Raw genomic sequence first — 23,755 nt, 5'->3', positions numbered from 1 at the left:
GGAAGGAGCAGAACCATGACCACGCTATCGCGCAGAGGCTTCATCGGCTCGTCCGGGCTAGTCCTGGCCGGAGCGACCGCAGTGTCGGGACGCACAGCCTTCGCCGCCGTGCCGGAGGCCCCGACCATGACCGAGGCGACGACGCAGGCGCCGCTGGTGCCGACGACCGGACCAGACTACCAGCCGGTCGCCACGCTCAACGGCTGGACCTTGCCCTGGCGCATGAACGGCGACTGGAAGGAGTTCCATCTCGTCGCCGAGCCGGTGGTGCGCGAACTCGCGCCCGGCATGAAGGGCTATCTCTGGGGTTATAACGGCCAGTCGCCGGGGCCGACCATCGAGGCGGTCGAGGGCGACAAGGTCCGCATCTACGTCACTAACAAGCTGCCGGAGAGCACCACGATCCACTGGCACGGCCAGCGCCTGCCCAACGGCATGGACGGCGTCGGCGGCTTGAACCAGCCGCATATCCCACCGGGCAAGACCTTCGTCTACGAGTTCCAGCTCAGGCGCTCGGGCACCTACATGTACCATCCGCATTCGGACGAGATGGTCCAGATGGCGATGGGGATGATGGGCTTCTTCGTCGTCCATCCGAAGGACCCGGCCTTCCGCCGCGTCGATCGCGACTTCGTCTTCCTGCTCAACGCCTTCGACATCGAGCCCGGCTCCTATGTGCCGCGCGTCGCCGAGATGACCGAGTTCAACATGTGGTGCTGGAACAGCCGCGTGTTCCCGGGCATCGCCCCGCTCGTGGTCGGCAAGAACGACAAGGTCCGGATCCGCTTCGGCAACCTGACCATGACCAACCACCCGATCCACATGCACGGCTACGAGTTCAAGGTCTCGTGCACCGATGGTGGCTGGGTCGACCCGGCGGCGGCCTGGGACGAGGTCTCGATCGATTGCGCCGTAGGCCAGATGCGCGCCTTCGACTTCGTCGCCGACGAGCTCGGCGACTGGGCGATCCACTGCCACAAATCGCACCACACCATGAATGCGATGGGGCATTCGGTGAAGAACTATATCGGCGTGAACAAGAAGGACCTGGCCAAGCGCATCGCCAGGATCGCGCCGGGCTACATGCCGATGGGCTCGAACGGCATGGGCGAGATGGGCTCGATGGAGATGCCGCTGCCCGAGAACACCTTGCCGATGATGACGGGCTTCGCCCAGTTCGGCCCGGTCGAGATGGGCGGCATGTTCTCGGTGGTGAAGGTCCGCGAGAGCCTCGCCAAGAACGACTACAAGGACCCCGGCTGGTTCAAGCACCCGGAAGGTACCGTCGCCTTCGAGTACAAGGGCCAGAAGCTCGCCGAGGCGCCGCGCGGCGCCTCCCCGGACAGCGGCATCGAACCGACCGAATGGCGGGTCAAGGACCCGCGCAAGCCGAATCTCGGGCCGGACGGCAAGCCGCGGCCTGCGGCGAAGAACCCGCATTCCAACCACTGAAGACATCAATCTCAGCAGGAGAGCCTCATGACGACAGCATTCAAGCTCGCCGCGATCGCGGTCCTGTTCTCTGCCGGCGCCGCCCTGGCAGGCCCCGGCGGGGCGGGGCACGGCCATGGCGACGAGACCGCCTATGGCAAGCCCGGCGATCCCAAGAAGCCGGCCCGCATCGTGCAGGTCGCGATGGCCGAGAAGGACGGCAAGATGTCCTTCATTCCCGACCGGATCGAAGTACGTCGCGGCGAGCAGATCCGTTTCCAGCTGCGCAACAATGGCGAGCTCGATCATGAGCTCGTCGTGGCCACGCTGGAGGAAAACCTCAAGCACGCCGTCGAGATGCAAAAGAACCCCGACATGGAGCATGACGATCCGAACGCCAAGCGCCTCGCGCCGAAGAAGACCGGCGAGATCGTCTGGGCCTTCACCAAGGCCGGCGAGTTCGATTTCTCCTGCCTGATCCCCGGTCACCGCGAAGCCGGCATGACCGGCAAGATCATCGTCAAGTAAGCCTCACGAAAGGAGCATCCCATGCTCAGGACGGCAACCACCCTCGCATTCATCCTCATCGCCTTGCCGGCTGCGGCGCAGTCGATCAGCGGCACGGTCACCAAGGTCGACGAGCCCCAGGGCAAGCTCACCATCAATCACGGCCCGATCAAGAACCTCGACATGGACGCCATGACGATGGTGTTCCGCGCCGGCGATCCGGCCATCCTGAAAGGGCTCAAGGCGGGAACCAAGGTCAAGTTCGACGCCGACCGCGTCAACGGCCAGATCACCGTCACCAAGCTCCAAAAGGCGAAGTGATCCGACCTAGCGGGGATGGATCGCGCCGGTCCATCCTGCTGTGCCGGGGCAGCGCCCCGGCATTGGTCTTCCTCGGCAGCTTTTCCGCCGCATTCGCCTCCGATGGCGACCTGCAGCGCATTCTGCTCGGTCACGCTTGCGTCAAGCCGCGGGTCGAGACTGTGCTGAAGCAGGCGTCCCTCGTCGCCTATCGCGTCAACTGCCTCGGCACCGCGCACAAGGTCCTCGATGTCCTGTGCGACGGCCATCGTTGCAGCGCCAGCCAGCGCAGGGACAGGGCGGATTCACCCTAGCCGGCTCGCCGCGGCGAGGATTACTTCAGCCCGCTCGTGACGAAGTTACGGATGTAGAACTTCTGGAACAGCAGGAACGGCACGAGCGCGACGAGGCCGGCGAGCGTGGTCGAGGAAAACAAGCGACCCCATTCCGTGCCCTCCAGGCTGATATTGCGCGCGATCGCCACCTGCACGAGCGTGTGCTCCGGCGACGGCGCCGCCACCAGCGGCCAGAAGAACGCCTCGAACTGGTGCATGAACAGCATGATGCCGCCGGTCAGCACCACCGGCCAGGAGATCGGCAGCGCGATCTTCAGCCAGATATGGCCCCATGACGCCCCGTCGACCCGCGCCGCCTCGTAGAGCTCGCGTGGCAGGCCGGCGAAGAACTGGCGGAACATGAAGATGACGAAGCCGTTGGCGAGGTCGGGCAGGATCAGCGCGGCGTAAGAGTCGATCAGGCCCAGACTCTGCACGAGGATGTAGAGCGGGATGACGATCGCCTCGAACGGCATCATCGCCGCCGCGAGGACGAAGGCGAAAATGACGTTCTTGAAACGGAAATCGAAGACCGCGAAGGCAAAGCCCGCGGCGGCGTTGATGATGACGCCGACCACCATTGTGGTCAGCGCGACGAAGAGCGAATTGCCGACGGCGCGCGGGAAGCCGGTGCCGATGAGCGAGGTGTAGTTCTCCAGCGTCAGCCGGTCGGGGATGAGCATGCCCCAGCCGAGCCGGCTGCCATGGGCGAAGATGTCTGCGGGCGGGCGCAGCGAGGAGACCACCAGCCAGATCAGCGGCAAGAGCAATACGAGCGCGATCAGCGACATCGTGACGTAGCGCGCGGCGCCGAGCGCCAGCATGGTGGAGCGGCGATCGACGCTCATGCCTCGGCTCCTTCCTTGTCGCGGAACAGCCTGAGCTCGATCGCGGCGATCACGCCGATGATGACGAGGATGATCGTCGACAGCGCCAGCGAGCGCCCCCAGTTGATGAAGGTGAAGGCGTTCTCATAGGCGCGGAACATCAGGAGGTCGGTCGCGCCGTTCGGGCCGCCCTTGGTGATGATGTAGACCGGCGCGAAGAACAGGAAGTTGATCGCGGTATCGGCGACGAACACGAAGGCGAGCGGCCGGCGCATCTGCGGCAGGGTGATGTGGACGAGCTGGTGCCAGCGACTGGCGCCGTCGATGCGGGCGGCCTCATAGAGCTCGCCCGGAATGCGATAGAGCCCGGCCAGCAGGAAGATCATCCAGTAACCGCAGCCCTTCCAGGTCGCGATGGCGATCATGGTGCCGAGCGCCTGATGCTCCGACAGGAAGAAGGGCTGGCGGCCGATGCCGATGCCTTCGAGGATGGCGTTCACCGGCCCGAGATTGGAGTCGAGCATGATGTTCCACAAAACGGCGGTGAGGCCGGTGGAAAGCGTCATCGGCAGGAAGAAGGCGGCACGGAAGAAGGTGACGCCCCTGCCCGGCGCCATCACCAGCAGCGCGTAGCAGAAGGCGATCGCGATCTGCAGCGGGTTGATGATGATGTTGAAGATCAGCGTGACCTTCAGCGAATTCCAGAAGCGCTCGTCACCGAAGAGCTGGGCAAAGTTCGTCAGGCCCCCAAAGGAGGTCTCGCCGGCGAGGTTTTGGGTGAACAGGCTGCCGCCGATGGCGATCACGATCGGCGTCAGCCGAAACAGGACGAGGAAGGCCAGCGCCGGCAAGAGGAAGGCGAGCAGTACCAGCGTGCGCGGCTGCATCGGATCGGCGGAGCGGCGCCGCGCGACACGCGGCGCCTCCGAGGCGGCGACAGGGGCGGAAGCCCGGTCGGACAAGGCGGTCATCTCCGGTCAGCCGCGATACTTGGCGAATTCGCGGTCGATGTCGCGGGCGGCCTTCTTCAGCCGCTGCTCGACATTGGCGCCGCCCTGGATCTCGCGGAAGGCGCCGCGCAGGATGTCCTCGTATTCGAGCCAGCCCGGCGTCGCCGGCCGCGGCACGGCGGTGTTCTCCATCTCGGAGCGGACGATGCGCCAGCCGGGCGTGTCGAGCTCGGCGCCCATCGAATCCCAGACCGATTTCAGCACCGGCGGGTTCGGCCGCAGGCGCGCCTGCGCCTCGACATACTCAGGCTGGGCGAAGGCCTTGATGAAGGTCTCGGCCGCGGCGCGCTGCTTGGTGCGCGGGTTCATGCCGATATGCCAGCTGCCGGTCGGCGTCACCGCCTTGCCGCCCTCGAAATAGGGCTGCGGCGCCACGGTCCAGTCGAGATCCTTGCGCGCCGAGATCGAGGCGAGGCTGGGCGTCGTCGCAAGATACATCGAGGCCCGGCCGGTCGCGAACATTTCGAGCGCGAGATTGGTGTCGAACACGCCGGTCGGCGTCACCTTATGCTTGTTGAAAAGGTCGGCGTAGAACTGCATCGCATCGATGAAGGGCTTGGAATCGACATAGCCGGTCGCGGTCAGCCCGTCCTCGCTCAGCACCTGCGCGCCCTTCGACTGCGGCAGGGTCAGCGCCTGATAGGGCCGGTCGGCCATCTCGAAGACGAGGCCCCACTGGTTCTTGGCGGGGTCGGTCAGCTTCTTGGCAGCTTCGAGCGTCTGCTCCCAGGTCCAGCGCTTGGCGACGTCGGGCTCGGGCAGGGCGACGCCGGCGTCCGCGAAGTGCTTGCGGTTGAGGAACAGCACCATGCCGCTGCTGATATAGGGCAGCGTCATCAACTTGCCCTTGTAGGTGCCCTGCGCCAGCGCCGCCTTGCTGTAGCGGCTGAGATCGTTGCCGAGGATGCCGTCGAGCTCGGCGAGATGCTTGCGGATCGAGTAGGAGGCGGTCAGCGGCCCGTCGGCGAAGAAGATGTCGGGCAGCGGCGTGCGCGCCTGCAGGCGCACTTCCAGCGCCGGGAACAGCTCGTTGAACGGGATGCGCTCGAGCTTCAGGCCGATCGTCGGATTGTTCTTCATGAACATCTCGGCCATCGGCGTGATGTGGCCCTCCGGCCAGCCGACCCAGATCACGTTGAGCTCGGTCTTGGCCTGGGCGCGCAGCAATTGCGGCGCGGCGAGCAGGCCGCCGGCTGCGGTCATGCCCTTCAGAACGGTGCGGCGCGTCGTCATCCAATCCTCCTGATCGTTCTTGTCAGTTGCAGGCAGCAGGCAGTCGAAGCCGGACGCGCTCAGCCGCGCCCATAGCTCGCGATCGTCTCGATCACATGCCGGGTCGCAGCCGGGCCATCCATGCGGATGCCGGCCTTGACGTTGGCACGCGGCGGCTCCGGCTCGTCCGGGCGGCGCGTGACGTTGCGCTGGTCTGCCACGGTCATGCCGCGCAGCAGCGGGCTCGCCAGCTCGACCTGGATGTGGAAAGGCTTATGCTCGACCAGATCCGGCCGCACGAAGGGCACGAAGGCACTGGGGTCGTGCATCGGCGAGATCGGCTTGCCGTAGCGGGCCTCGTTGCGGGTCAGATAGAAGTCGAGCATGCCGGCGACGGTCTCGGGCACCGCTCCACCCACCTGCCGCAGCATCTCGGCATGGCTGCGGTCGAGGGTCGCCTGGCGGGTGAAGTTGAGGCCGGCGAGGTAGATTTCGGCATCGCTGGAGAAGACGGCGGCCGCCGCCTCCGGGTCCTTCAGGATGTTCGCCTCGGCGTAAGGCGCGGCGTTGCCGATATCGAGGCTGCCGCCCATGATGGTGATGCATTTCAGCCAGTGCGCAAGCCGCGGCTCGGTGCGCAGCGCCACGGCGACATTAGTCAGCGGGCCGATGGCGGCGAGCACGAGTTCGCCCTGCGCTTTCTTCGCCTGCTCGATCATCATCGTCACCGCATGCATGTCGACCGGCTGGCGCTTCGGCTCGGGCAGGTCGGCGCCGTCGAGGCCGCTGGCGCCATGGATCATCGACGGCGCGAAGCTGCCGACCAGGGGCGCGCCCATGCCGCCGGCGACTGGGATGTCGAGCCTGGCGAGCTCGCAGATCTTCAGCGCATTGCGCGTGGTGTTCTCGACGATCGAGTTGCCGAACACCGTGGTGAGGCCGCGCAGCTCGAAATGCCTGGCGGCATAGAGGATGGCCATGGAGTCGTCATGGCCGGGATCGCAGTCGATGAGCAGCGGGATCATGGGCGGTCATATCCGAGGATGGTGTCGATGACGGCGTCGACGCAGGCCTCGCCGTCCACGGCGACGGCGACGTCGCAGTTCGTCGGCCGGCTAGCGCCGGGCTGGTCATGGTCGCGACGCATCGGCCGGGCGTCGCAGGCGGTCATGCCGCGCAACGGGCCGTCACCGAGCTCGATATGCACGGGCAGCGGCTGGAAGGTGATCAGCCCCGGCCTGACCAGCGGGATGACGGCGCAGGGATCGTGCATCGCCGCGGTCGGCGTGCCGTAGCGCTCCTGCATCCTGGCGAGATAGAAGGCGAGCAGATCGGCCATGACCGCAGAGACGCGCCCGCCCGTCTTGCGCAGCCGCTCGATATGACGCTCGGCGATGCCGGCCTGTCGCGTCACGTTGAGCCCGACCATGCTGAGTGGCACGCCGGCAGCGAAGGTGATCGCCGCGGCCTCCGGGTCGCAGACGATATTGAACTCGGCATAGGGCGTGCGGTTGCCGCTGGTTGTCGAGCCGCCCATGATCGCGATTGACTTCAGCCAGCCGGCGAGGCGCGGCTCCAGCCGCAGCGCCATGGCGACATTGCTCAGCGGGCCGATCGCGATCAGGCTGAGTTCGCCGGGTGTGGCCCTGGCTGTCTCGATGATGAAGTCGACGGCGTGCCGGTCCAGCGGATCATAGCCGGGCGCCGGCAGTTCGGCGCCGTCGATCCCGGTCGCGCCATGGACGTAGGCGCCGTCGAGCGGCGGCTCGATCAAGGCGCGGTCGAGACCCGGTACGACTGGGAGCTTCAGGCCTGCCAGCGTGCAGATCGCCAGCGCGTTGCGGGTCGAATTCTCTAGTGAGGAGTTGCCGGCGACGGTGGTCAGGCCGACGACATCAAGATGGGCGGCAGCGTAGAGGATCGCCATCGCATCGTCATGCCCGGGATCGCAATCGATGATGTAGCGCGTCATGCGAGCCTTCCAGGGTTCGTCGGATCAGAAGAGTCGAGTGCGGCGCGGCCGGGGCCCGGCGCAGCGGTCACCGAGAGGCGCTCGACCAGCACCGGCTCCAGCGCCAACGCGCGCGGCAGCGGCTGGCCGTGGTCGAGCAGGCCGACGAGCAATTCGGCCGCCTTGACGCCGATATCGTAGGCTGGCTGGCGGATGGTCGTCAGCGGCGGCGAGGTATAGGCGGCGATGTCGATATCGTCATAGCCGACAACCGCGAGGTCCTCCGGCACGCGCAGGCCACGCTGCTGCGCTGCGCACATCGCGCCGATGGCGACGAGATCGTTGAAGCAGAAGATCGCATCCGGTCGCTCGCTGCCGCGACGGGCGAACAGCTCGACCATCGCCGCATGGCCGCCGCCGACGGTGAGGTCGGATTGGATCCTGAAAGACGGATCGAGCGGCATGCCCGCCTCGGTCAGCGCTGCGGTGAAGCCGGCGAGGCGTTCGGCACTGCGCGGGTGATCGGCCGGGCCGGTGATGCAGCCGATGCGGCGAAAGCCCTTCGCGGCCAGATGCGCCCCTGCCAGCCGGCCGCCCAGCAGTGAATCATCGTTGATCAGGCAATCGACGCGCGGGATCGTCGTGTCGAGCGCGATGATCGGCACTGTCTTGATCTGCTCGATGCGGCGGAAGAAATCCGAGCTGGCATTGCTGGTCATCACCAGGAGGGCATCGATACGCTTCATCATCAGCGTGCGCAGATAGGCGGTGAGCTTCTGCGCGACGTCGCCGGAATTGCATAACATCAGGCTGTAGCCGCGATCGAAGCAGCCGGTTTCGACGCCGCGGATCACCTCGGCGAAGAACGGGTTTGTAGAACTGGTGACGATCATGCCGACGGTGTGGGTGCGATTGCTCTTCAGCGCCCGCGCGACATCGCTCGGTTGGTAGCCAAGCATGTCGATCGCCGCCTGCACCTTCTCGATCGTGTCGGGGTTCACATAGCGCGTGCGGTTGACGGCGTGAGACACCGTGGTCATCGAGACGCCGGCTGCGCGGGCGACATCCTTGATCGTTACCATCGTCAATGCCGTCGGCGGATGAGAGCCGGCCGGAGGCGCGTCGCGAGGCCAGCCGCACCGACGCGGCGCCCGAAGCGAGAAATCCTGCGAGCCTTTGCCAACTCGTCCTCCTTGAGGCGTTCGAAGGCGCCATTTCAAGGAAGGTAACATCCGAAAACGTTTGCGCAAACGTTTTGTATGCAAGCTTTGCGACGAAGCCGGCACCGCGCGGTCCGGAGTTATGGCTTGGCAGTCAGGCGAGAGGTGGCCCGGCGCATAAGGTCGAGCAGGTGCATGGCGGCGGGGGTCAATGGCAGGTCGGCACGCCGGACCAGGACTAGCGGTGGCGCTGTCAGTTCTTCCCCGACCCTGATCGTGGTCAAAGCCTTGCCGGTCATCTCGAAGTGCTCCCATTGTGCCGGGACCATCGCCAGGAGATCGCTGTTAGCGAGGCAGGTCAGCAAGGTCAGAGCCGACTGGCTGCGGACCGCCAGGCGTGGCGGCGGCAGGTCGTGGCGGGCGAAGAAGGCGTTGATCTCGTCGCTGGCGTCGGCGGTGATCGAGGTTGTGACCCAGTCCTGCCCGACGAGCTCGCGCAGGGAGCTCGCCGCTGCCAATGGATGGCCGGCGCGGCACAGCACGATGCGGCGGTTGTGGAACAGCACCTCCCGGCTGAGCTGCGGCACCGGCTGAGCTCCGCCATCGGGGCCGATGTAGAAATCGACCGTGCCGTCGCGCAGGCGCTCCTCGAGCGTCGGGTAGAAGCCCTCGATGATATGCAGCCTGATGTCGGGATAGCGCGCGCGGAACGGGCGCAGGCTCGGCGGCAGCAAAGCGAGATGCGCCGCGATCGAGAGCCCGACCGTAACCGTGCCCGTGCCGGCGCCTCTGAGCTGCTCGACTTCCTCGCGGGTGCGCCTGATCTCGGTCAGAATCGACCTGGCGCGGGCGATGAAGGCCTCGCCCAACGGCGTCGCGACCACGCCGCGGGCCCGGCGCTCGAACAGGGGCGCGCCGAGCTCGCGCTCCAGCAAGGCGAGGCTGCGCGTCAGGGCCGGCTGGGCGATCTGCAGATGCCGGGCTGCGGCCCGCATGCTGCCGCGCTCGGCGATCGCCACCACCTCCTCGAAATGATCCAGCTTCATCGGCTCGGCCTCGCAGCTCGGCCTAGCGATACCGTTTTGCTATCGCTCCTGCAATCTTGCCATCTGTTCAGGTATCTATGCCGGAGTTAGCCATTCCTCACGAACAAGCAGCGGCCGCCTCGGAGAACCGGGAGATGGCCCTTTCGGGAGGAAGGCATGGAGATCATCAAGCCCGCATTCCATCACGTCACCTTCAAGACGAGCCGGCTCGACGAGATGGTGGCGTGGTACGGCACGGTCGTCGGCGCCCGGCCGAACTTCCGGGACGCCAACAATGCCTGGACGACCAATGACGAGGCCAATCACCGCGTCGCCTTCCTCTCGGCGCCCGGGCTCGGCGACGACCCCGACAAGCGCAGCCATAACGGCATGCACCACAGCGCCTTCGAGTATGAGAGCTTCGCCGACCTGATGGCGTCCTATGCCCGGCTGCGCGACGAGGGCATCGAGCCGGCCTTCAGCCTCGACCACGGCATGACGATCTCGATCTACTACCGGGATCCCGAGGGCAATTTCGTCGAGCTGCAATCCGACACCTATGGCGACTGGAAGCAGTCGAGCGAATGGATGCGCTCCTCGCAGGATTTCGCCGAGAACCCGATCGGCACCTTCTTCGATCCGGAACGGGTCTACCAGGCTCACAAGGCCGGCAAGAGCTTCGACGACCTGCATGTCGCGATGCGCCGGGGCGACTATCAGCCCGCCGGCACGCCCGATCTCGGATTGCCGGCATGAGCGGCGCCGGGCTCGCCCCGGAGGATCGGCTCGCCATCGAGCAATTGATCCAGCGCCATGCCTGGCTGATCGACCATGGCGAGGCGGACACGGTCGGCGAGCTCTTCGCAGAGGACGGGGCGCTCTACGGCATCGGCCCCGACAAGGTGGGTCGCGCGGCCATCGCCGAATGGGGCCGCCAGCGTGCTGCCATGACCGAGCGCCGCTCGCGCCATCTCCAGAGCAACATCCTGATCGAGCCCCTCGCTGCGGATGCGGCCCGCGGCTGGGTCGCGCTGACGCTCTACCGCCATGACGGGCCGGGCCAAGGCTCGGCCACGCCACTGCTCATCGCCGAATATGCCGATCGCTATGCCAGGGAGCCGGATGGTTCCTGGCTCTTCACCGAACGGCGGCTGACCGTCCTGTTCGGCACCGCCTGACGACCCCGACAGCCATCGCCTCGCCGCACTGGCTGGAGGCGCCCAAGAGGAGGAAACCATGCGTCTTGCAACCATCCTGAGCGGCGGCAAGCCTGTTCTCGCCGCCTATCGCGGCGCCGATCTGATCGATCTCGGCAAGGCCGGTCCGGGCCTGCCGGGCGACATCCTCGCCTTCATCGCCGGCGGCGATGCGGCCCGTGCGGCGATCGCCCGGGCACTTGAAAGCGCGCCTGCCACGGCGGTGCTCGATCCCGAGCGCACGACCTTCCTGCCGGTGGTGCCGCGCCCCGGCAAGATCATCTGCGTCGGGCTGAACTATGCCGACCACTCGGCCGAGAGCGGCTTCAAGCAGCCGGATTACCCGACATTGTTCGGTCGCTTCGCGACCAGCCTGATCGGCCATCGCGCCCCGCTGATCCGGCCGAACCTTTCCGACCAGCTCGACTATGAGGGCGAGATCGCCGCCGTGATCGGCCGGCGCGCCAAGCATGTGCCGAAAGCGGCCGCGCTCGACCATGTCGCCGGCTATGCCGTCTTCAACGAGGGCTCGGTGCGCGACTATCAGTTCAAGGCGCCGCAATGGACCGTCGGCAAGAATTTCGACGGCACTGGCGCCTTCGGTCCGGCGCTGGTCACTTCGGACGAGCTTCCGCCTGGAGCACGCGGTCTCAGGATCGCGACAAGGCTCAATGGCGAAACTGTGCAGAGCGCCAGCACCGACGACATGGTCTTCGACGTCGCGAGCCTGATCTCGATCATCAGCGAGGCGATCACGCTGGAGCCCGGCGACGTCATCGTCACCGGCACGCCGGCGGGCGTCGGCGTGGCGCGCAAGCCCCAGCTCTTCATGAAGCCCGGCGATATCTGCGAGGTCGAGGTCGAGGGCATCGGTCTCCTGGCCAACCCGATCGCGCAGGAAGAGGCCAAGCAGGCTGCGGCCTGACGGCAGACCATGGCGGAGCAGGAAACCGTGAACCAGACCGGCAAGGACATCGAGGTGCTGATCGCCGGCGCCGGGCCCGTCGGGCTCGCGGCCGCGATCGAACTCGGCCAGCGCGGCATCCGCTGCCTCGTGGTCGAGCGCAATGACCGCGTCGGCTATTCGCCGCGCGCCAAGACGACCAATGTCCGCAGCCGCGAGCATCTGCGCCGCTGGGGCATCGCCGACGCCTTGCGCGCGGCCTCGCCGATCCCGCCGGACTATCCCTCCAACGTCGTCTTCGCGACGCGGATGAACGGTCCCGAGCTCGCCCGCTTCGGCAATGCGCTGAACGGCAGCCGCGCCCGCAACGACCTCTATTCGGAAGAGGCGCAATGGGTGCCGCAATATGTGCTGGAGGAGGTGCTGCGCCAGCACGCGGCCTCGCTGCCCGGCGTCACCATCAGCTTCAATACCGAGCTCATCGCCTTCGCCGATGACGGCCGCGTGGTCGTTTCGCGCCTGAAGGACGTCACCAGCGGCGCGGAGCGCGAGGTCGCGAGCGCCTATCTGATCGGCGCAGACGGCGCGCGCAGCTCGGTGCGCGAGGCGATCGGCGCCAGGATGGAGGGCGAAGGCGCCTATTCGAAGAACTACAACATCATCTTCCGCGCGCCGGATCTCGCTTCCCGCCATGCCCATGGCCCGGCGATCATGTACTGGATGGTCAACGAGGAGGTGCCGTCCCTCCTCGGTCCGATGGACAGCCAGGGCCTCTGGTTCTTCATGGCGACCAAGCTCGCCAACGATGTCGATCCGGCCAGCGTCGATCCCGTCGAGCTCATTCGCCGCGGCACCGGCCTTGCCGACCTCGAGATCGAGATCGTCGGCCGCGATCCCTGGGTCGCGCATCGCCTCGTCGCCGACCGCTACGACAAGGGCCGCGTCTTCCTCGCCGGCGATGCCTGCCACCTGCATCCGCCCTTCGGTGGCTTCGGCATGAACATGGGCATCGGCGACGCGGTCGATCTCGGCTGGAAGCTGGCGGCGGTGCTGCAGGGCTGGGGTGGGCCGGAGCTGCTCGCGAGCTATGCGGCGGAGCGGCGCAAGGTGCATGAGCGCACCATCGCCGAAGCGGTGATCAATTACGGCGCCGTCGGCAACCAGCTCGTCCGCCAGGGGCTGGAGGAGCCGGGCCCGCTCGGCGACGCCACGCGGCGTGAGGTCGGCGAGCTGATCGAGGCGACCAAGCTGCGCGAATTCCGCACGCTTGGCATCGTGCTCGGCACGCGCTACGAGGATTCTCCGATCATCGTGCCCGATGGCAGCGCGCCGCCGGTCGAGCATTTCATGCTCTATGTGCCCTCCGCTCATCCGGGGTGCCTGGCACCGCATCTCTGGCTCGCCGACGGCTCATCACTTTACGACCATTTCGGCCAGGGGTTCACCTTGCTGACCACTGCCGGCGACGGGACGGGCGCAGCACCGTTGATCGCCGCCGCGACCCGTCTCGGCGTGCCGGCGAAGTTGCTGCTGCCGGGTGATCGGCGCCTGCCCGCCCGCTATGGCGCGCGCTTCGCCCTGATCCGGCCGGACCAGCACGTCGCCTGGCGCGGCGATGCGCTTCCGGCCGATTGCGAGGCGCTGCTCGCCATCGTCACCGGCCGGACGAGGCCGGACGCTGCGATCGGGATACCGGCCACGGCCGCCTAGTCACCAAGCACAAGAAACAAGACCACAGAACGGGGAGGATAGGATGAAACGGGGAGTGATCGGCGCCTTGCTCGGCGCGACGCTGGCGGTCTCGCTGGCCAGCACGGGAGCCATGGCGCAGACGGTCGAGCTCAAGGTCTCGCATTACCTGCCGCCGAACCACCAGATGCACAAGCAGCTGGAAGCCTGGGGCGCCGAGCTGTCGCAGCGCTCGAATGGCCGGCTCAAGCTCGCCATCTTCCCGGCTGCGCAGATGGGGCCGATGCCGCGGCAATACGATCTCGCCCGCACCGGCGTCGCCGACATCGCCTTCTTCCTGCACGGCGCCCTGCCCGGCCGCTTCCCGCTGACCGAGATCTCGCATCTGCCCTATGCTTTCAATCGCGGCGAGGGGGCGAGCGCCAAGGCGCTGAGCACCGCCGAAGCCTCCGGCATCTTGACCGAGCTCTCCGGCAAGCTCGCTGCCGAGCACGAGGGCACCAAGCCGCTCTACTTCATCGCGACGCCGACCCTGAGCCTGTTCTTCAACCGACCGGCGGTAAAGAGCCCCGCCGGCCTGCGCGGCCTGCGCATGCGCCATAACGGCCCGATCGCCTCGGCGATGCTGGAAGCCTGGGGCGCGACGCCCGCCGCGGTCGCACCTGCCGAGCTGGCGGACTCGCTCTCCAAGGGCACGATCGCCGGCATGTTCTTCAATTACGAGGCGGCGAAGTCCTTCCAGATGGCCGAGAGCGTCAAATCGGTGACGCAGCTCGACGCCGCCGCCGGCACCTTCGCGCTAGTGATGAACGCCGAGAAGTACAAATCCCTGCCGGAGGACCTACGCAAGCTGATCGACGACACCACCGGCCCGGCGGCCGCCCGCAAGGTCGGGGCGGTCTACGACCAGGCGGAGGAGGAAGGCCGCACCTATCTGCGCGCCGCCAATGCGGAGATCCCCGAACTCAGCGGTGCCGAGCGGGCCGCCTTCGAGGAACTTGCCAAGCCGATCACTGCGAGCTTCATCGCAAGGGTCGAGGCCAAGGGCATCAAGGCCAGGCAGTTCTATGACGAGCTGCGCGCAGCCGTCGGTGCCGCCAAATGAGCGCCGGGAAGCTCCGCCATCTCGATCCGGCGCGACTATTGACCATGGCCGGAGCGCTGGCCCTCGCCGTCATGGTGCTTTGGACGATGATCGACATCGGCGCTCGGCTCGTCTTCAACAAGCCGCTGCACGGCACGCTCGACCTCGTCGAGGTCACGCTGGTGCTCGTCGCCTTCCTCGCCCTGCCGGAATGCTTCCGCCGCGACGAGCAGATCAAGGTCGACCTGTTCGACACCATGGTTCGTCCTCGAACCCTGGCTGCGATGCGGCTCGCCGGCGAGATCGCGACGCTCGCTTTCCTCGTCCTGCTGGCCGCGACCTTGATCCAGCCGCTCGCCGACGCCTATCGCTTCGGTGACCAGAAGCCGGACCTGCCGGTGCCGATCTTCCTGCTGCTGCTGGCTATCGAGCTGGCGCTGGTCGTCTCGGTCTTCGTCGTGCTCGGCCGCGCGGTCGGACAGGTCCGCGCCTTCCCGCGCGCCGCCGCTGGCACTGCTGATCCCAATCCTCAGGCCCTGCACGGCAGCAATGGAGCCGCATCATGAGCGCGACCTCCATCGGCCTGATCGGCATGGCGACGCTGGTCGGCATGATCCTGGTGCGCATTCCGGTCGGCGTTGCGCTCGGCCTCGTCGGCTTCGTCGGCTATGCTGCGATCGACGGCTTCGCCAAGGCGCGCCTCGTTTTCGGCGCGGTGCCGCTCGAGCTTTCCTCCGCCTATACGCTCTCGGTCCTGCCGCTGTTCACGCTGATGGGCGCACTCGCGACGATGGCCGGCCTTTCAGGCGACCTGTTCCGGGCGAGCAATGCGATCTTCGCCGGCATGCGCGGCTCGCTCGCCATGGCGGCGGTCGGCGCCTCCGCTGCCTTCGGCGCGGTCTGCGGCTCCTCGCTGGCGACGGCTGCGACGATGAGCCGGATCTCGATCCCGCAAATGCTCAAGGCCGGCTATTCGCCGGCGCTCGCGGCCGGTGTGGTCGCAGCCGGTGGCACGCTCGGCATCCTGATCCCACCGTCTCTCATCCTGATGATCTACGGCATCATCGCCCAGCTCTCGATCATCAAGCTGTTCGCCGCCGCGCTGATCCCCGGCCTCGTCCTGACCGGGCTCTATCTCATCACGGTGTGGGTCTGGGTCCGTTTGCGGCCGGAGGCGGCGCCGAAGCTGCCGAGCGAAGGCAAGGCGCAGGCGTTCCGGCTCGTCCTGAACATCTGGGATGTGGCGGCGCTCTTCCTCGTCACCTTCGGCGGCATCTATCTCGGCTGGTTCAGCCCGACCGAGGCGGCCGCCGTCGGTGCCTTCGGCGCGCTGCTGCTCGGCCTGCTGCGCAGGGGCTTCGCCCGCGGCGACGTCACCACCGCCTTCACCGAGACGACGCGGATCACCGCCAATCTCATCCTGATCGTGCTGGGGTCGACGATCTTCTCCTATTTCGTCGTGCAGACCGGCATGGCGCAATCGGTGGTCAAGGGGATCACGGCGCTCGGTCTGTCGCCGCTCGCCGTGATGCTGCTGCTGATCGCCTTCTACGTCTTTCTCGGCTGCTTCCTCGAAGGCATCGGCATGGTGCTGGTGACGGTGCCGGTGCTGCTGCCGCTGGTGCTGTCGACCGGCTACGACCCGATCTGGTTCGGCGTGCTGCTCGTCATCGTCGTCGAGATCGGGCTGATCCACCCGCCCGTCGGGATGAACCTCTTCGTGATCCGGACCCAGGCGCCCGAGATCAGCCTCGGCGCGATGTATCGCGGCGTATTGCCTTTCCTGGCAGGGCCGTTCGTCCTGATCGCCATGCTGCTGGCCTGGCCGGATCTGGCACTGTGGTTGCCCCGATCGATGTCGCTCAATTAGTGCGCCTGAGCTCAGCAACGACCCAGGAAGCTGTAGCCGTCACGCCATTGGCGGACGTTGCCTCCCAGCCAGGAAGCGGACGTCTGCGTGTTATTCGAATGCGACGGCGGGCAGCCCGGCGCCACATACTGACGTCACGCTCTTGCTGCAGTCGTGACCACCTCGATCAAGGCACGCCCGCCGAGATCGGCGACACCGACAGTCGCCCGTGTCGGCATGTCATCGCCGAAGAAGCCGGTCCAGGCGGCGTCCATCTCTTTCTTCTGCGAGAGATCGGTGACGAAGATCTGCGCGGCCACGATCGCCTTGCGGTCGAGCCCGACCTCGCCGAGATAACCCTCGATCTTGGCCAGGATGTTCTGGGTCTGCGGGCCCATCGACTGGGTGGTGTCGTCGGCGATGACGCCGCCGACGAAGACGAGGTCGCCGGTCTCGACGATGCGGTTCTGGATCGGCGTGCGGATGGAACGCTTGATGGTCATGGTCTTCTCCTTGGGTTGAGGTGGTCAGTGTGCCTGCTGCGTGAAGCGGGTGATGCCGAGCCCGTCGATCGGGACGTTGCTGGCGCCGGTCGCGATGATCTCAGCCATGACCGCACCGGCACCCGGCCCGAGCTGGAAGCCATGGGCCGAAAAGCCGAACTGGTGATAGACGCCCTCGTGCCTGGCACTTGCGCCGAAGACCGGAAGGTCGTCCGGCATGCGGGCTTCGATGCCGGCCCAGGCCCGTACGACGGGTACGCCGCGCATGATCGGGAACACGTCCCAGACCGTCCTGGCATTGGTCGCGAGCTTGCGCCAGTCGAGGATGGTGCGGTTCTCGTCGCGCAGTGGCGTGCCGCTATAGCCGCCACCGATCAGCACGGTGCCGTTGCCGAACTGCTTGAAGGAGAGCTTGCGGCTGCGCATGATCACAACCGGCTTGATGAAGGCCGGCATCGGCGTCGTGATCATCAGCATCGGCGCGATCACCTCGAGTGGCACTGGCTCGCCGAGATCGGCCGCGATGCGGTCAGCCCAGGCACCGGCAGCATTGACGATGCGAGGGGCGAGGAAATCGCCGGCATCGGTGGTGACGCGCCAGTTCCCGCCGTCCTGCGAGACCTTCTCGACCTTCACACCCTCGCGGATGGTGGCTCCGAGATTCTGAGCCTTGCGCTTGAAGGCCTGCGTCGCCCGCAAGGGGATCGCCGCGCCGTCGCGGCGCGAGACCACGCCGCCGGGACATGTCTCCGAGACGGCGGGAACGAGCCGGCGCAATTCCTTCGTGTCGATCAGCTCCTCGTGGTGGAAGCCGCGCAGGGTGAGGTCATCAACACGCGCCCGGCAGTCTTCAAGATCGGCCTCGGTCTCGGCGACGAGCACCTGCCCGTCGCAAGTGAAGCCGCAATCATCGTCGACCAGCTCGGCGATGCGGTGCCAGAGCGCCATCGAGGCGTTGGAGAGCGGGATCTCGGCGACATCGCGCGCGAGCTGGCGCACGCCGCCGGCATTGACCCCCGAGGCATGGCGGCCGGCATGATCCTTCTCCAACAGGATCACCGACATGCCGCGCAAGGCGCAGTGCAGCGCCGTCGAGCAGCCATGGATGCCGCCACCAATGACGATGACATCGGCGCTGCGGCGCTGGGCGCTCATCGCACGACCGCTTTCACCGCGGCTTCGCTCTGCGGCAAGGCTGCGAGCTCGGCCAATGTGACCGGCTTCACCGGCGGGCGCAGGCGATAATAGCCGACCTCGGCCGGCGTCGTGCCGTTCGCCTCGGCGATCAGCTCGACCACCGTCGGCCCGCAGAGGCGGCCCTGGCATGGCCCCATGCCGCAGCGCAGGAAGGCCTTCATCTGGTTGGGGCCGGTGACGCCGAGTCGGGTCGCTGTGTCGCGGACCTGGCCGGCGGTGACCTCTTCGCAGCGACAGATGATCGTCTCATCCTGCCGCGGGGCAAGGAATTGCGGCGCCGGCCTGTAGAGCAAGTCGAGAAAGCGCCGGCCATGCAGGGCACGCACCAGCTTGGCGCGCAGCGGCTCCGCCTCGCGATCGCGCTCGCGGGCATCGAAGCGGCCAAGCCTGTGCGCCGCGCTAAGCGCCGCGACCTCGCCGCGTAGCGCAGCGCTTTCGGCTCCGCCGATGCCAGCACCGTCGCCCGCAACGGCGATTCCGGGTACGGATGAGGTCAGCCAATCATCGAGACGCGGCACCCAGCAATGCTGGACAGTATCGAAATCATGCGCGCAGCCGGCGGCATTGGAGAGATTGACGCCCGGGATGACGCCCTGATGCAGTAGAAGCGTGTCGCAGGCGATGGTCGTGATACTGCCGCCCCGCTCGACCCGGACGGCTGCGAGTTTGCCAGCCCCCTCGGCCGCGAGGCCGGTGACGCCACCGACGAAGCGCAGCGAGCGCCGCGCCTTCGCCATCAGTCTCAGACCCTTGGCGAGATAAGGCGAACGGAGGAAGTTCGGCAGCGCGGCAGCAGCCTTCAGCCAGTTGCTGCGCGGCGTGGTGTCGAGCACCGCGACGATCTCGGCGCCCGCGGCCGCGAGCTGTCCGGCGAGCAGATAGAGCAGCGGGCCGCAGCCGGCGATCACGGTCCGTCCGGCCGGGACAATCGCGGCGCTCTTCAATGCGATCTGCGCTGCGCCGGCCGTCATCACCCCGGGCAAGGTCCAGCCGGGGATCGGGAAGGGTCGCTCCTGGGCACCGGTCGCGAGGATGAGCTGGCGCGCGCCGATCAGCCGGGCGCGGCCGTCGAGCGACAGGCCGATCTCGAAGCCACCCCCTTCCGGGACCGCCGCGTCGGGCCCAATCGACCAGAGCGTGCAGCTTCCGGCATAGCTCGCCTGCGAACGTTCGAAGCGCGCTACAATCTCGGCGCCGCGCCAGTAATCGGTGCCGAGGACGTTGCGGTCGGTGACCGGCGTCATCGTGACCGCCCGATAGATCTGGCCGCCCGGTGCCGGGTTCTCATCGACGAGCAGCACGTTGACGCCTAGCTCGGCCGCGCGGGCAGCCGCCGACAGGCCGGCCGGGCCAGCGCCGACCACCACGAGATCGTAGCTTTCGGCGAGTTGGTCGATAGCAGTCACGGCCTTCATCCGTACACCTCCTCGGGCTGGCGTCGGCCATGCTGGGTCTCGATGCGCATGCCTTCACGCAGGGGCACGAGGCAGCCCTGGCGGTTGCCGATGCCGTCGATGACGACGAGGCAGTCGAAGCAGACGCCCATCAGGCAATAGGGGGCGCGGGGAACGCCCGAGACCGGCGTTTCGCGGCAGGCCGTGACGCCGTTCGCCAGCAAGGACGCCGTGACGGTGTCGCCCTCGCGCCCGGTCAACGGCCTTCCATCGAAGGTGAAGCTGAGCCTGGCGCCAGCTTTGGCGTCACGCATGGACCGGAACATGGAACCTCCGCGCGGAAAAGCTCGCGACCATCTCGGGCAGTTCACCGGCGAGGATGGCGGGGGCGAGCGTCAGGACATGGTTGGCGGCGAGGGTCACGCCGGAGTGGCAGGTTACGACGAAGGCGCCGGGATGGCTCTGCGACTGGTCGTAGATCGGGAACCCGTCCGGGCTCATCACGCGTAGCGCCGACCAGGTGCGCACAACGTTGAGGCCGGCGAGACGCGGGAAAGTGCGCACGGCGCGCTCGGCCATCACCGAAATCACCGGCTGGCCAACGATCGTGTCGAAGCCGCGATCCTCCTGGCTGTCGCCGATCATGACGCCGCCCTCGTCAGTCTGGCGAATGGTGCCCATCGGATGGTGCAGGAAGGGCGTAGTCTTCTCGGTGACGATGATCTGGCCCTTGCTCGGCTTCACCGGCGCATCGAGCCCGACCATCGGCGCGAGCCGCGCATTGCCGAGGCCGGCGGCAAGCACGACCTTACCGGCAGCGATTTCGCCCCAGGGGCCGCGGATGCGAAAGCCCCCGTCGCAGGGTTCGATCGCCGCGACCGCGTGGTTCGGGCGGTAGTCGACGCCGTGCCGCGCGCTGGCCTCGCGCAGCGCGCGAAAGAGCTTGAGCGAGTTCACATGGCCGTCGAGCGGGCTGTAGAGCGCGCCGACGACGTCCTTGCCGATATCCGGCAGCCGACGCTTCGTCTCAGCGCGACCCAGCACCTCATAGGGGAAGTCGGCGAGGCCCGGCAGATTGTGCAGGCGGCGCATCGCGGTGGTGCGCTTCTCCAGCTCGGCCTCGGACAGACAAGGTACGAAGCCGCCGGGCTGGCTGTGGACAACATCGATACCGGCCTCGTCTCGCAGGATCGCCGCGAGCCCATGCCAATCCTCGGCCGAACGACGCGTCCAGAGCGCGTATTCGGGCATGCCGAGGCCCTTGGACTGGACCCAGACCAGCGCGAAATTGCCGCGCGAGGCGCGGAAGGCGACGTCGCCCTCGTCGAGAACGATGACGCGCGCGCCCGAGCGGGCAAGCCCGAGCGCGACGGCGGCGCCGACCACCCCGCCGCCGATGACGACGACGTCGCCCTCGTTCCGGTTTGCGTTGGTAGTCATGATCAGCCCTTTCCGGAACCGACGAAGAGACGGTCGAGCCCGTAGAGCCGGTCGAGCGCGAAGAGCAGCCCGGCGGTCAGCACGATGAGGCAGGTGGAGACGGCCGCGATCAGCGGATCGATATTGTCCTGGATGTAGAGGAACATCCGCACGGGAAGCGTGGTGGTGGTCGGCGAGGCGATGAACACCGTCATCGTGACTTCGTCGAAGGAATTGATGGCGGCGAGCAGCCAGCCCGAGACGACACCGGGCAGGATCAGCGGCAACGTCACCCGCCGGAACACTGTCATCGTGTCGGCGCCGAGCGAAATCGCCGCATGCTCGATCCTGCGGTCGATGCCGTAGGAGGCGGCGAGCACGAGCCTGAGCGCGAAGGGCATGATGACGATGACGTGGCTCAACACGAGGCCGGTGAAGGTGCCGGACAGGCCGAGCTGCGTGAAGAAGCGCAGGAAGGCGATGCCGAGCACGACATGCGGCACCATCAGGGGCGACATGAACAGTGCCGTGATCGCCTCGCGGCCGGCGAAGCGATAGCGCGCGATCGCCAGCGCCGCCGGCACGGCGAGCGCGATCGCCGCGGTGGAGGACAGGGCCGCGAGCCAGAGCGAGGCATAGAAGGCGCGCAGGAACTCAGGGTAGCCGAGGATCGCCTTGAACCAGCGCAGGCTCGGCCCCCGCGTCGGCAGCGAGAGGTAGCCCTCCGGCGTGAAGGCGACGACACAGACGATGGCGAGCGGCGCCAGCATGAAGACCACGAACAGGAGGTGGAAGACGAGCGCGAGGGGGCCGTTGCGTCTCATTCGAACGATCTCCTCATTCGAACACCTGCGCGTAGCGGCGCTCGATCAACCGGTTCGAGCCGACGATGATGGCGACGAGCGCGAGGAGCAGCAGCATCGCCACCGCGGCACCGAGCGGCCAGTTCAGCGTGTTGAGGAACTCGTCATAGGCGAGCGTTGCCGCGACCTTGAGCCGGCGCCCGCCGATGATTGCCGGCGAGGCGAAGGCGCTCGCCGCCAGCGCGAAGACGATGATCGAGCCAGAGAGGATGCCGGGCACGATCTGCGGCAGGATCACGCGCCGCCAGATCGTCCACCAGCCGGCCCCGAGCGACATGGCCGCATTCTCGATCTGCGGGTCGAGCCGCTGCAACGAGGCCCAGACCGCCAGGATCATGAAGGGCATCAGCACATGCGCGAGCGCGATGACGACGCCGGTCTCGGTGAACATGAATTCGAGTGGCGCGCTGATCAGCCCGAGCGCCATCAGCCCCTGATTGACCAGGCCGGTCGAGCCGAGCAGCAGCGCCCAGCCGAGCGTGCGCGCCACGACGGAGACTAGCAGCGGGCCGATCACGACCAGCATGCAGATGCTGCGCCAGCCCGGCGCCATACGGTTGAGGATATAGGCTTCCGGCACGCCGATCAGGATCGTGGCGACCGTCACGAGGACGGCGATGCGGAAGGTGCGCAGGAAGACTTCGAAGAAGTAGGAATCGGTCGCGATCTCGACCCAGTTCTTCAGCGTGAACGTCGGGACGATGCCCTTGTACTGGCCCCAGTCATAGAAGGAGAGCAGGGCCGTCATCCCGAGCGGGATGATGACGAGGCCGAGGAAGACGAGCAGCCCCGGCGCGGCGAGCCAATAGGGCGCATTACGTTCGCTGGCGACGAGACTCATGACGCCGCTCCGTCCTTGAGCAACGCGGCATCGCCGGGTGCGAAGGAGGCCATGACGGTGTCGCCCTCTGCCGGGACGTCGCCGCCGTCGTTGCTGCGCATCAGGATCAGCGGCCCGGCGGCGCTCTCGGCATTCAGGAGCCAATGCGCCCCCTGAAAGACGCGCCCTGTGATCCGCGCCGGAAAGCCGGAGGCGCCGGGCGGCGCGATGGCAAGACGCTCGGGCCGGACGGCGAGCGCGACCTCGCCGGTTTCCGCCCCGGGGACCGTGACGGCAAATCCGTCTATGATGACCCGATCACGGCCTTCGCAGCGCCCCCTCAGCACATTGGTCTTGCCGAGAAAGTTGGCGACGAAGGCGCTGAGGGGGCGGCCATAGACGGCATCGGGCGCGCCGATCTGTTCGACCCGGCCCTGGTTCATCAGCACGATCCGGTCGGACAGCGCCATCGCCTCGTGCTGGTCATGGGTCACGAGGATGGTCGTGGTGCCGATCGTGCGCTGGATCTGGCGCAGTTCGCCCTGCATCTCCTCGCGCAGCTTGGCGTCGAGGTTGGAGAGCGGCTCGTCGAGCAGGAGCAATGCCGGCTTGATGACGAGCGCCCGCGCCAGCGCGACACGCTGCTGCTGGCCACCCGACATGCGCCGCGGATAGCGCTCGGCGAAGCCTTTCAGCCCGACGAGTTCCATCGCCTGCAGCGTCCGCTTCTCGCGTTCGTCCTTGGCGATGCCACGCATCTCGAGCCCGAAGGCGATGTTCTCCGCCACGGTCATGTGCGGAAACAGCGCGTAGCTCTGGAAGACGATGCCGAGGCCACGCTTGTTGGGGGCGACGGCGGCGAGATCGCCGCCGTCGAGCAGGATGCGTCCGCGATCGACGGAGGCGAAGCCCGCGATCATCTGCAGGGTCGTGGTCTTGCCACAGCCGGAGGGGCCGAGCAGCGAGACGAACTCGCCGCGCTCCACGGCAAGATCGAGCCCTTCCACTGCCGTGACGGCGCCATAGGACTTGCCCAGCCCTTCGAGGACGAGATGCGACATGAGCTTGATCCGATCCGC

General features: G+C 67.1%; 26 protein-coding genes. 11 read left to right on the top strand and 15 right to left on the bottom strand.

Annotated features, from left to right (window positions below):
- Positions 1 to 15: 15 nt before the first annotated feature.
- The 4 genes from BLM15_RS17320 (at position 16) to BLM15_RS17305 (ending at position 2,552) form a co-directional block, all read left to right on the top strand.
- Positions 16 to 1,452 carry a multicopper oxidase family protein gene (locus BLM15_RS17320; RefSeq protein ID WP_126113921.1) on the top strand — a complete coding sequence of 479 codons (1,437 nt, stop codon included), beginning with the start codon at positions 16 to 18 and terminating at the stop codon, positions 1,450 to 1,452.
- Between the two features lie 27 nt (positions 1,453 to 1,479).
- Entirely contained in the window at positions 1,480 to 1,959 is a 480-nt protein-coding gene (locus BLM15_RS17315) for a cupredoxin domain-containing protein (RefSeq protein WP_126113920.1), read from the top strand.
- A gap of 21 nt (positions 1,960 to 1,980) precedes the next feature.
- On the top strand, positions 1,981 to 2,259 hold the full coding sequence (locus tag BLM15_RS17310; protein WP_126113919.1) for a copper-binding protein: 279 nt from the start codon (positions 1,981 to 1,983) through the stop codon (positions 2,257 to 2,259).
- Positions 2,260 to 2,321: 62 nt separating this feature from the next.
- The gene (locus BLM15_RS17305; RefSeq protein ID WP_126113918.1) at positions 2,322 to 2,552 is read left to right on the top strand and encodes a hypothetical protein; all 231 of its coding nucleotides are present in this window, start codon (positions 2,322 to 2,324) and stop codon (positions 2,550 to 2,552) included.
- A 20-nt stretch (positions 2,553 to 2,572) separates the two neighbouring features.
- Here the strand turns inward: BLM15_RS17305 and BLM15_RS17300 are convergent, their stop codons facing one another.
- The 7 genes from BLM15_RS17300 to BLM15_RS17270 form a co-directional block, all read right to left on the bottom strand.
- Complete coding sequence (locus BLM15_RS17300; RefSeq protein WP_126113917.1) at positions 2,573 to 3,421, bottom strand: carbohydrate ABC transporter permease; 849 nt, start codon at positions 3,419 to 3,421, stop codon at positions 2,573 to 2,575.
- Positions 3,418 to 4,371, bottom strand: a complete 954-nt coding sequence (locus BLM15_RS17295) for a carbohydrate ABC transporter permease (protein WP_206438530.1) — start codon at positions 4,369 to 4,371, stop codon at positions 3,418 to 3,420. Before BLM15_RS17295 ends, BLM15_RS17300 begins: the two co-directional genes overlap by 4 nt.
- Positions 4,372 to 4,377: 6 nt before the next feature.
- Positions 4,378 to 5,643: an ABC transporter substrate-binding protein gene (locus tag BLM15_RS17290; protein WP_126113916.1), complete on the bottom strand. Its 1,266-nt coding sequence runs from the start codon at positions 5,641 to 5,643 to the stop codon at positions 4,378 to 4,380.
- Between the two features lie 59 nt (positions 5,644 to 5,702).
- Positions 5,703 to 6,647 carry a nucleoside hydrolase gene (locus tag BLM15_RS17285; RefSeq protein WP_126113915.1) on the bottom strand — a complete coding sequence of 315 codons (945 nt, stop codon included), beginning with the start codon at positions 6,645 to 6,647 and terminating at the stop codon, positions 5,703 to 5,705.
- Complete coding sequence (locus BLM15_RS17280) at positions 6,644 to 7,594, bottom strand: nucleoside hydrolase (RefSeq protein ID WP_126113914.1); 951 nt, start codon at positions 7,592 to 7,594, stop codon at positions 6,644 to 6,646. Before BLM15_RS17280 ends, BLM15_RS17285 begins: the two co-directional genes overlap by 4 nt.
- Positions 7,591 to 8,655 (bottom strand): LacI family DNA-binding transcriptional regulator, encoded by a 1,065-nt coding sequence (locus tag BLM15_RS17275; RefSeq protein WP_126113913.1) that lies wholly within the window; start codon positions 8,653 to 8,655, stop codon positions 7,591 to 7,593. The genes BLM15_RS17280 and BLM15_RS17275 overlap by 4 nt, the downstream gene beginning before the upstream one ends.
- Before the next feature lie 218 nt (positions 8,656 to 8,873).
- The gene (locus BLM15_RS17270) at positions 8,874 to 9,779 is read right to left on the bottom strand and encodes a LysR family transcriptional regulator (RefSeq protein WP_126113912.1); all 906 of its coding nucleotides are present in this window, start codon (positions 9,777 to 9,779) and stop codon (positions 8,874 to 8,876) included.
- A 156-nt stretch (positions 9,780 to 9,935) separates the two neighbouring features.
- Here BLM15_RS17270 and BLM15_RS17265 point away from each other — a divergent pair, with 156 nt between their 5' ends.
- Genes BLM15_RS17265 through BLM15_RS17235 form a run of 7 tightly spaced genes read left to right on the top strand, consistent with a single transcriptional unit; the run spans position 9,936 to position 16,501 of the window.
- Positions 9,936 to 10,514 (top strand): VOC family protein, encoded by a 579-nt coding sequence (locus BLM15_RS17265; RefSeq protein ID WP_126113911.1) that lies wholly within the window; start codon positions 9,936 to 9,938, stop codon positions 10,512 to 10,514.
- A complete protein-coding gene (locus BLM15_RS17260; RefSeq protein ID WP_126113910.1) occupies positions 10,511 to 10,936 on the top strand; it encodes a nuclear transport factor 2 family protein in 426 nt (141 codons plus the stop codon). Before BLM15_RS17265 ends, BLM15_RS17260 begins: the two co-directional genes overlap by 4 nt.
- 58 nt (positions 10,937 to 10,994) lie before the next feature.
- Positions 10,995 to 11,879 carry a fumarylacetoacetate hydrolase family protein gene (locus tag BLM15_RS17255; RefSeq protein WP_126113909.1) on the top strand — a complete coding sequence of 295 codons (885 nt, stop codon included), beginning with the start codon at positions 10,995 to 10,997 and terminating at the stop codon, positions 11,877 to 11,879.
- Positions 11,880 to 11,888: 9 nt separating this feature from the next.
- Positions 11,889 to 13,568 (top strand): FAD-dependent monooxygenase, encoded by a 1,680-nt coding sequence (locus BLM15_RS17250; RefSeq protein ID WP_126113908.1) that lies wholly within the window; start codon positions 11,889 to 11,891, stop codon positions 13,566 to 13,568.
- A gap of 43 nt (positions 13,569 to 13,611) precedes the next feature.
- Positions 13,612 to 14,652: a TRAP transporter substrate-binding protein gene (locus BLM15_RS17245; RefSeq protein WP_164547546.1), complete on the top strand. Its 1,041-nt coding sequence runs from the start codon at positions 13,612 to 13,614 to the stop codon at positions 14,650 to 14,652.
- On the top strand, positions 14,649 to 15,197 hold the full coding sequence (locus BLM15_RS17240) for a TRAP transporter small permease (protein WP_126113906.1): 549 nt from the start codon (positions 14,649 to 14,651) through the stop codon (positions 15,195 to 15,197). Before BLM15_RS17245 ends, BLM15_RS17240 begins: the two co-directional genes overlap by 4 nt.
- Positions 15,194 to 16,501, top strand: coding sequence for a TRAP transporter large permease (locus BLM15_RS17235; RefSeq protein WP_126113905.1), 1,308 nt, complete (start codon positions 15,194 to 15,196; stop codon positions 16,499 to 16,501). The genes BLM15_RS17240 and BLM15_RS17235 overlap by 4 nt, the downstream gene beginning before the upstream one ends.
- A 134-nt stretch (positions 16,502 to 16,635) precedes the next feature.
- On the opposite strand, the gene BLM15_RS17230 is transcribed toward BLM15_RS17235, so the two are convergent.
- From BLM15_RS17230 to BLM15_RS17195, 8 genes are read right to left on the bottom strand one after another with little or no spacing between them, the layout of a single operon-like run.
- Complete coding sequence (locus BLM15_RS17230; protein ID WP_126113904.1) at positions 16,636 to 16,983, bottom strand: Rid family hydrolase; 348 nt, start codon at positions 16,981 to 16,983, stop codon at positions 16,636 to 16,638.
- Between the two features lie 24 nt (positions 16,984 to 17,007).
- Positions 17,008 to 18,138, bottom strand: a complete 1,131-nt coding sequence (locus tag BLM15_RS17225) for an NAD(P)/FAD-dependent oxidoreductase (RefSeq protein ID WP_126113903.1) — start codon at positions 18,136 to 18,138, stop codon at positions 17,008 to 17,010.
- Positions 18,135 to 19,595 carry an FAD/NAD(P)-dependent oxidoreductase gene (locus BLM15_RS17220; RefSeq protein WP_126113902.1) on the bottom strand — a complete coding sequence of 487 codons (1,461 nt, stop codon included), beginning with the start codon at positions 19,593 to 19,595 and terminating at the stop codon, positions 18,135 to 18,137. The genes BLM15_RS17225 and BLM15_RS17220 overlap by 4 nt, the downstream gene beginning before the upstream one ends.
- Complete coding sequence (locus BLM15_RS17215) at positions 19,592 to 19,900, bottom strand: (2Fe-2S)-binding protein (protein ID WP_126113901.1); 309 nt, start codon at positions 19,898 to 19,900, stop codon at positions 19,592 to 19,594. The genes BLM15_RS17220 and BLM15_RS17215 overlap by 4 nt, the downstream gene beginning before the upstream one ends.
- Positions 19,881 to 21,014 carry an NAD(P)/FAD-dependent oxidoreductase gene (locus BLM15_RS17210; protein ID WP_126113900.1) on the bottom strand — a complete coding sequence of 378 codons (1,134 nt, stop codon included), beginning with the start codon at positions 21,012 to 21,014 and terminating at the stop codon, positions 19,881 to 19,883. The genes BLM15_RS17215 and BLM15_RS17210 overlap by 20 nt, the downstream gene beginning before the upstream one ends.
- Positions 21,015 to 21,016: 2 nt before the next feature.
- Positions 21,017 to 21,817, bottom strand: coding sequence for an ABC transporter permease (locus tag BLM15_RS17205; protein WP_126113899.1), 801 nt, complete (start codon positions 21,815 to 21,817; stop codon positions 21,017 to 21,019).
- Positions 21,818 to 21,830: 13 nt separating this feature from the next.
- Positions 21,831 to 22,697 carry an ABC transporter permease gene (locus tag BLM15_RS17200; protein ID WP_126113898.1) on the bottom strand — a complete coding sequence of 289 codons (867 nt, stop codon included), beginning with the start codon at positions 22,695 to 22,697 and terminating at the stop codon, positions 21,831 to 21,833.
- Complete coding sequence (locus BLM15_RS17195) at positions 22,694 to 23,737, bottom strand: ABC transporter ATP-binding protein (RefSeq protein ID WP_126113897.1); 1,044 nt, start codon at positions 23,735 to 23,737, stop codon at positions 22,694 to 22,696. The genes BLM15_RS17200 and BLM15_RS17195 overlap by 4 nt, the downstream gene beginning before the upstream one ends.
- Between the last annotated feature and the right edge of the window lie 18 nt (positions 23,738 to 23,755).

Source organism: Bosea sp. Tri-49 (assembly GCF_003952665.1).
In the GTDB taxonomy this organism is placed as follows: Bacteria; Pseudomonadota; Alphaproteobacteria; order Rhizobiales; family Beijerinckiaceae; genus Allobosea.
This window is presented reverse-complemented; position numbering and strand designations above follow the sequence as displayed.

Bases quoted from the DNA above. Each gene is read 5' to 3' on its own strand.
- BLM15_RS17260 (WP_126113910.1), top strand. From the start codon at position 10,511: ATGAGCGGCGCCGGGCTCGCCCCGGAGGATCGGCTCGCCATCGAGCAA.
- BLM15_RS17205 (WP_126113899.1), bottom strand. From the start codon at position 21,817: ATGAGACGCAACGGCCCCCTCGCGCTCGTCTTCCACCTCCTGTTCGTG.
- BLM15_RS17195 (WP_126113897.1), bottom strand. From the start codon at position 23,737: ATGTCGCATCTCGTCCTCGAAGGGCTGGGCAAGTCCTATGGCGCCGTC.
- BLM15_RS17215 (WP_126113901.1), bottom strand. From the start codon at position 19,900: ATGTTCCGGTCCATGCGTGACGCCAAAGCTGGCGCCAGGCTCAGCTTC.
- BLM15_RS17280 (WP_126113914.1), bottom strand. From the start codon at position 7,594: ATGACGCGCTACATCATCGATTGCGATCCCGGGCATGACGATGCGATG.
- BLM15_RS17300 (WP_126113917.1), bottom strand. From the start codon at position 3,421: ATGAGCGTCGATCGCCGCTCCACCATGCTGGCGCTCGGCGCCGCGCGC.
- BLM15_RS17210 (WP_126113900.1), bottom strand. From the start codon at position 21,014: ATGACTACCAACGCAAACCGGAACGAGGGCGACGTCGTCGTCATCGGC.
- BLM15_RS17310 (WP_126113919.1), top strand. From the start codon at position 1,981: ATGCTCAGGACGGCAACCACCCTCGCATTCATCCTCATCGCCTTGCCG.
- BLM15_RS17315 (WP_126113920.1), top strand. From the start codon at position 1,480: ATGACGACAGCATTCAAGCTCGCCGCGATCGCGGTCCTGTTCTCTGCC.
- BLM15_RS17255 (WP_126113909.1), top strand. From the start codon at position 10,995: ATGCGTCTTGCAACCATCCTGAGCGGCGGCAAGCCTGTTCTCGCCGCC.
- BLM15_RS17290 (WP_126113916.1), bottom strand. From the start codon at position 5,643: ATGACGACGCGCCGCACCGTTCTGAAGGGCATGACCGCAGCCGGCGGC.
- BLM15_RS17245 (WP_164547546.1), top strand. From the start codon at position 13,612: ATGAAACGGGGAGTGATCGGCGCCTTGCTCGGCGCGACGCTGGCGGTC.
- BLM15_RS17265 (WP_126113911.1), top strand. From the start codon at position 9,936: ATGGAGATCATCAAGCCCGCATTCCATCACGTCACCTTCAAGACGAGC.
- BLM15_RS17285 (WP_126113915.1), bottom strand. From the start codon at position 6,647: ATGATCCCGCTGCTCATCGACTGCGATCCCGGCCATGACGACTCCATG.
- BLM15_RS17235 (WP_126113905.1), top strand. From the start codon at position 15,194: ATGAGCGCGACCTCCATCGGCCTGATCGGCATGGCGACGCTGGTCGGC.
- BLM15_RS17270 (WP_126113912.1), bottom strand. From the start codon at position 9,779: ATGAAGCTGGATCATTTCGAGGAGGTGGTGGCGATCGCCGAGCGCGGC.
- BLM15_RS17275 (WP_126113913.1), bottom strand. From the start codon at position 8,655: ATGGTAACGATCAAGGATGTCGCCCGCGCAGCCGGCGTCTCGATGACC.
- BLM15_RS17320 (WP_126113921.1), top strand. From the start codon at position 16: ATGACCACGCTATCGCGCAGAGGCTTCATCGGCTCGTCCGGGCTAGTC.
- BLM15_RS17220 (WP_126113902.1), bottom strand. From the start codon at position 19,595: ATGAAGGCCGTGACTGCTATCGACCAACTCGCCGAAAGCTACGATCTC.
- BLM15_RS17200 (WP_126113898.1), bottom strand. From the start codon at position 22,697: ATGAGTCTCGTCGCCAGCGAACGTAATGCGCCCTATTGGCTCGCCGCG.
- BLM15_RS17230 (WP_126113904.1), bottom strand. From the start codon at position 16,983: ATGACCATCAAGCGTTCCATCCGCACGCCGATCCAGAACCGCATCGTC.
- BLM15_RS17225 (WP_126113903.1), bottom strand. From the start codon at position 18,138: ATGAGCGCCCAGCGCCGCAGCGCCGATGTCATCGTCATTGGTGGCGGC.
- BLM15_RS17295 (WP_206438530.1), bottom strand. From the start codon at position 4,371: ATGACCGCCTTGTCCGACCGGGCTTCCGCCCCTGTCGCCGCCTCGGAG.
- BLM15_RS17240 (WP_126113906.1), top strand. From the start codon at position 14,649: ATGAGCGCCGGGAAGCTCCGCCATCTCGATCCGGCGCGACTATTGACC.
- BLM15_RS17250 (WP_126113908.1), top strand. From the start codon at position 11,889: ATGGCGGAGCAGGAAACCGTGAACCAGACCGGCAAGGACATCGAGGTG.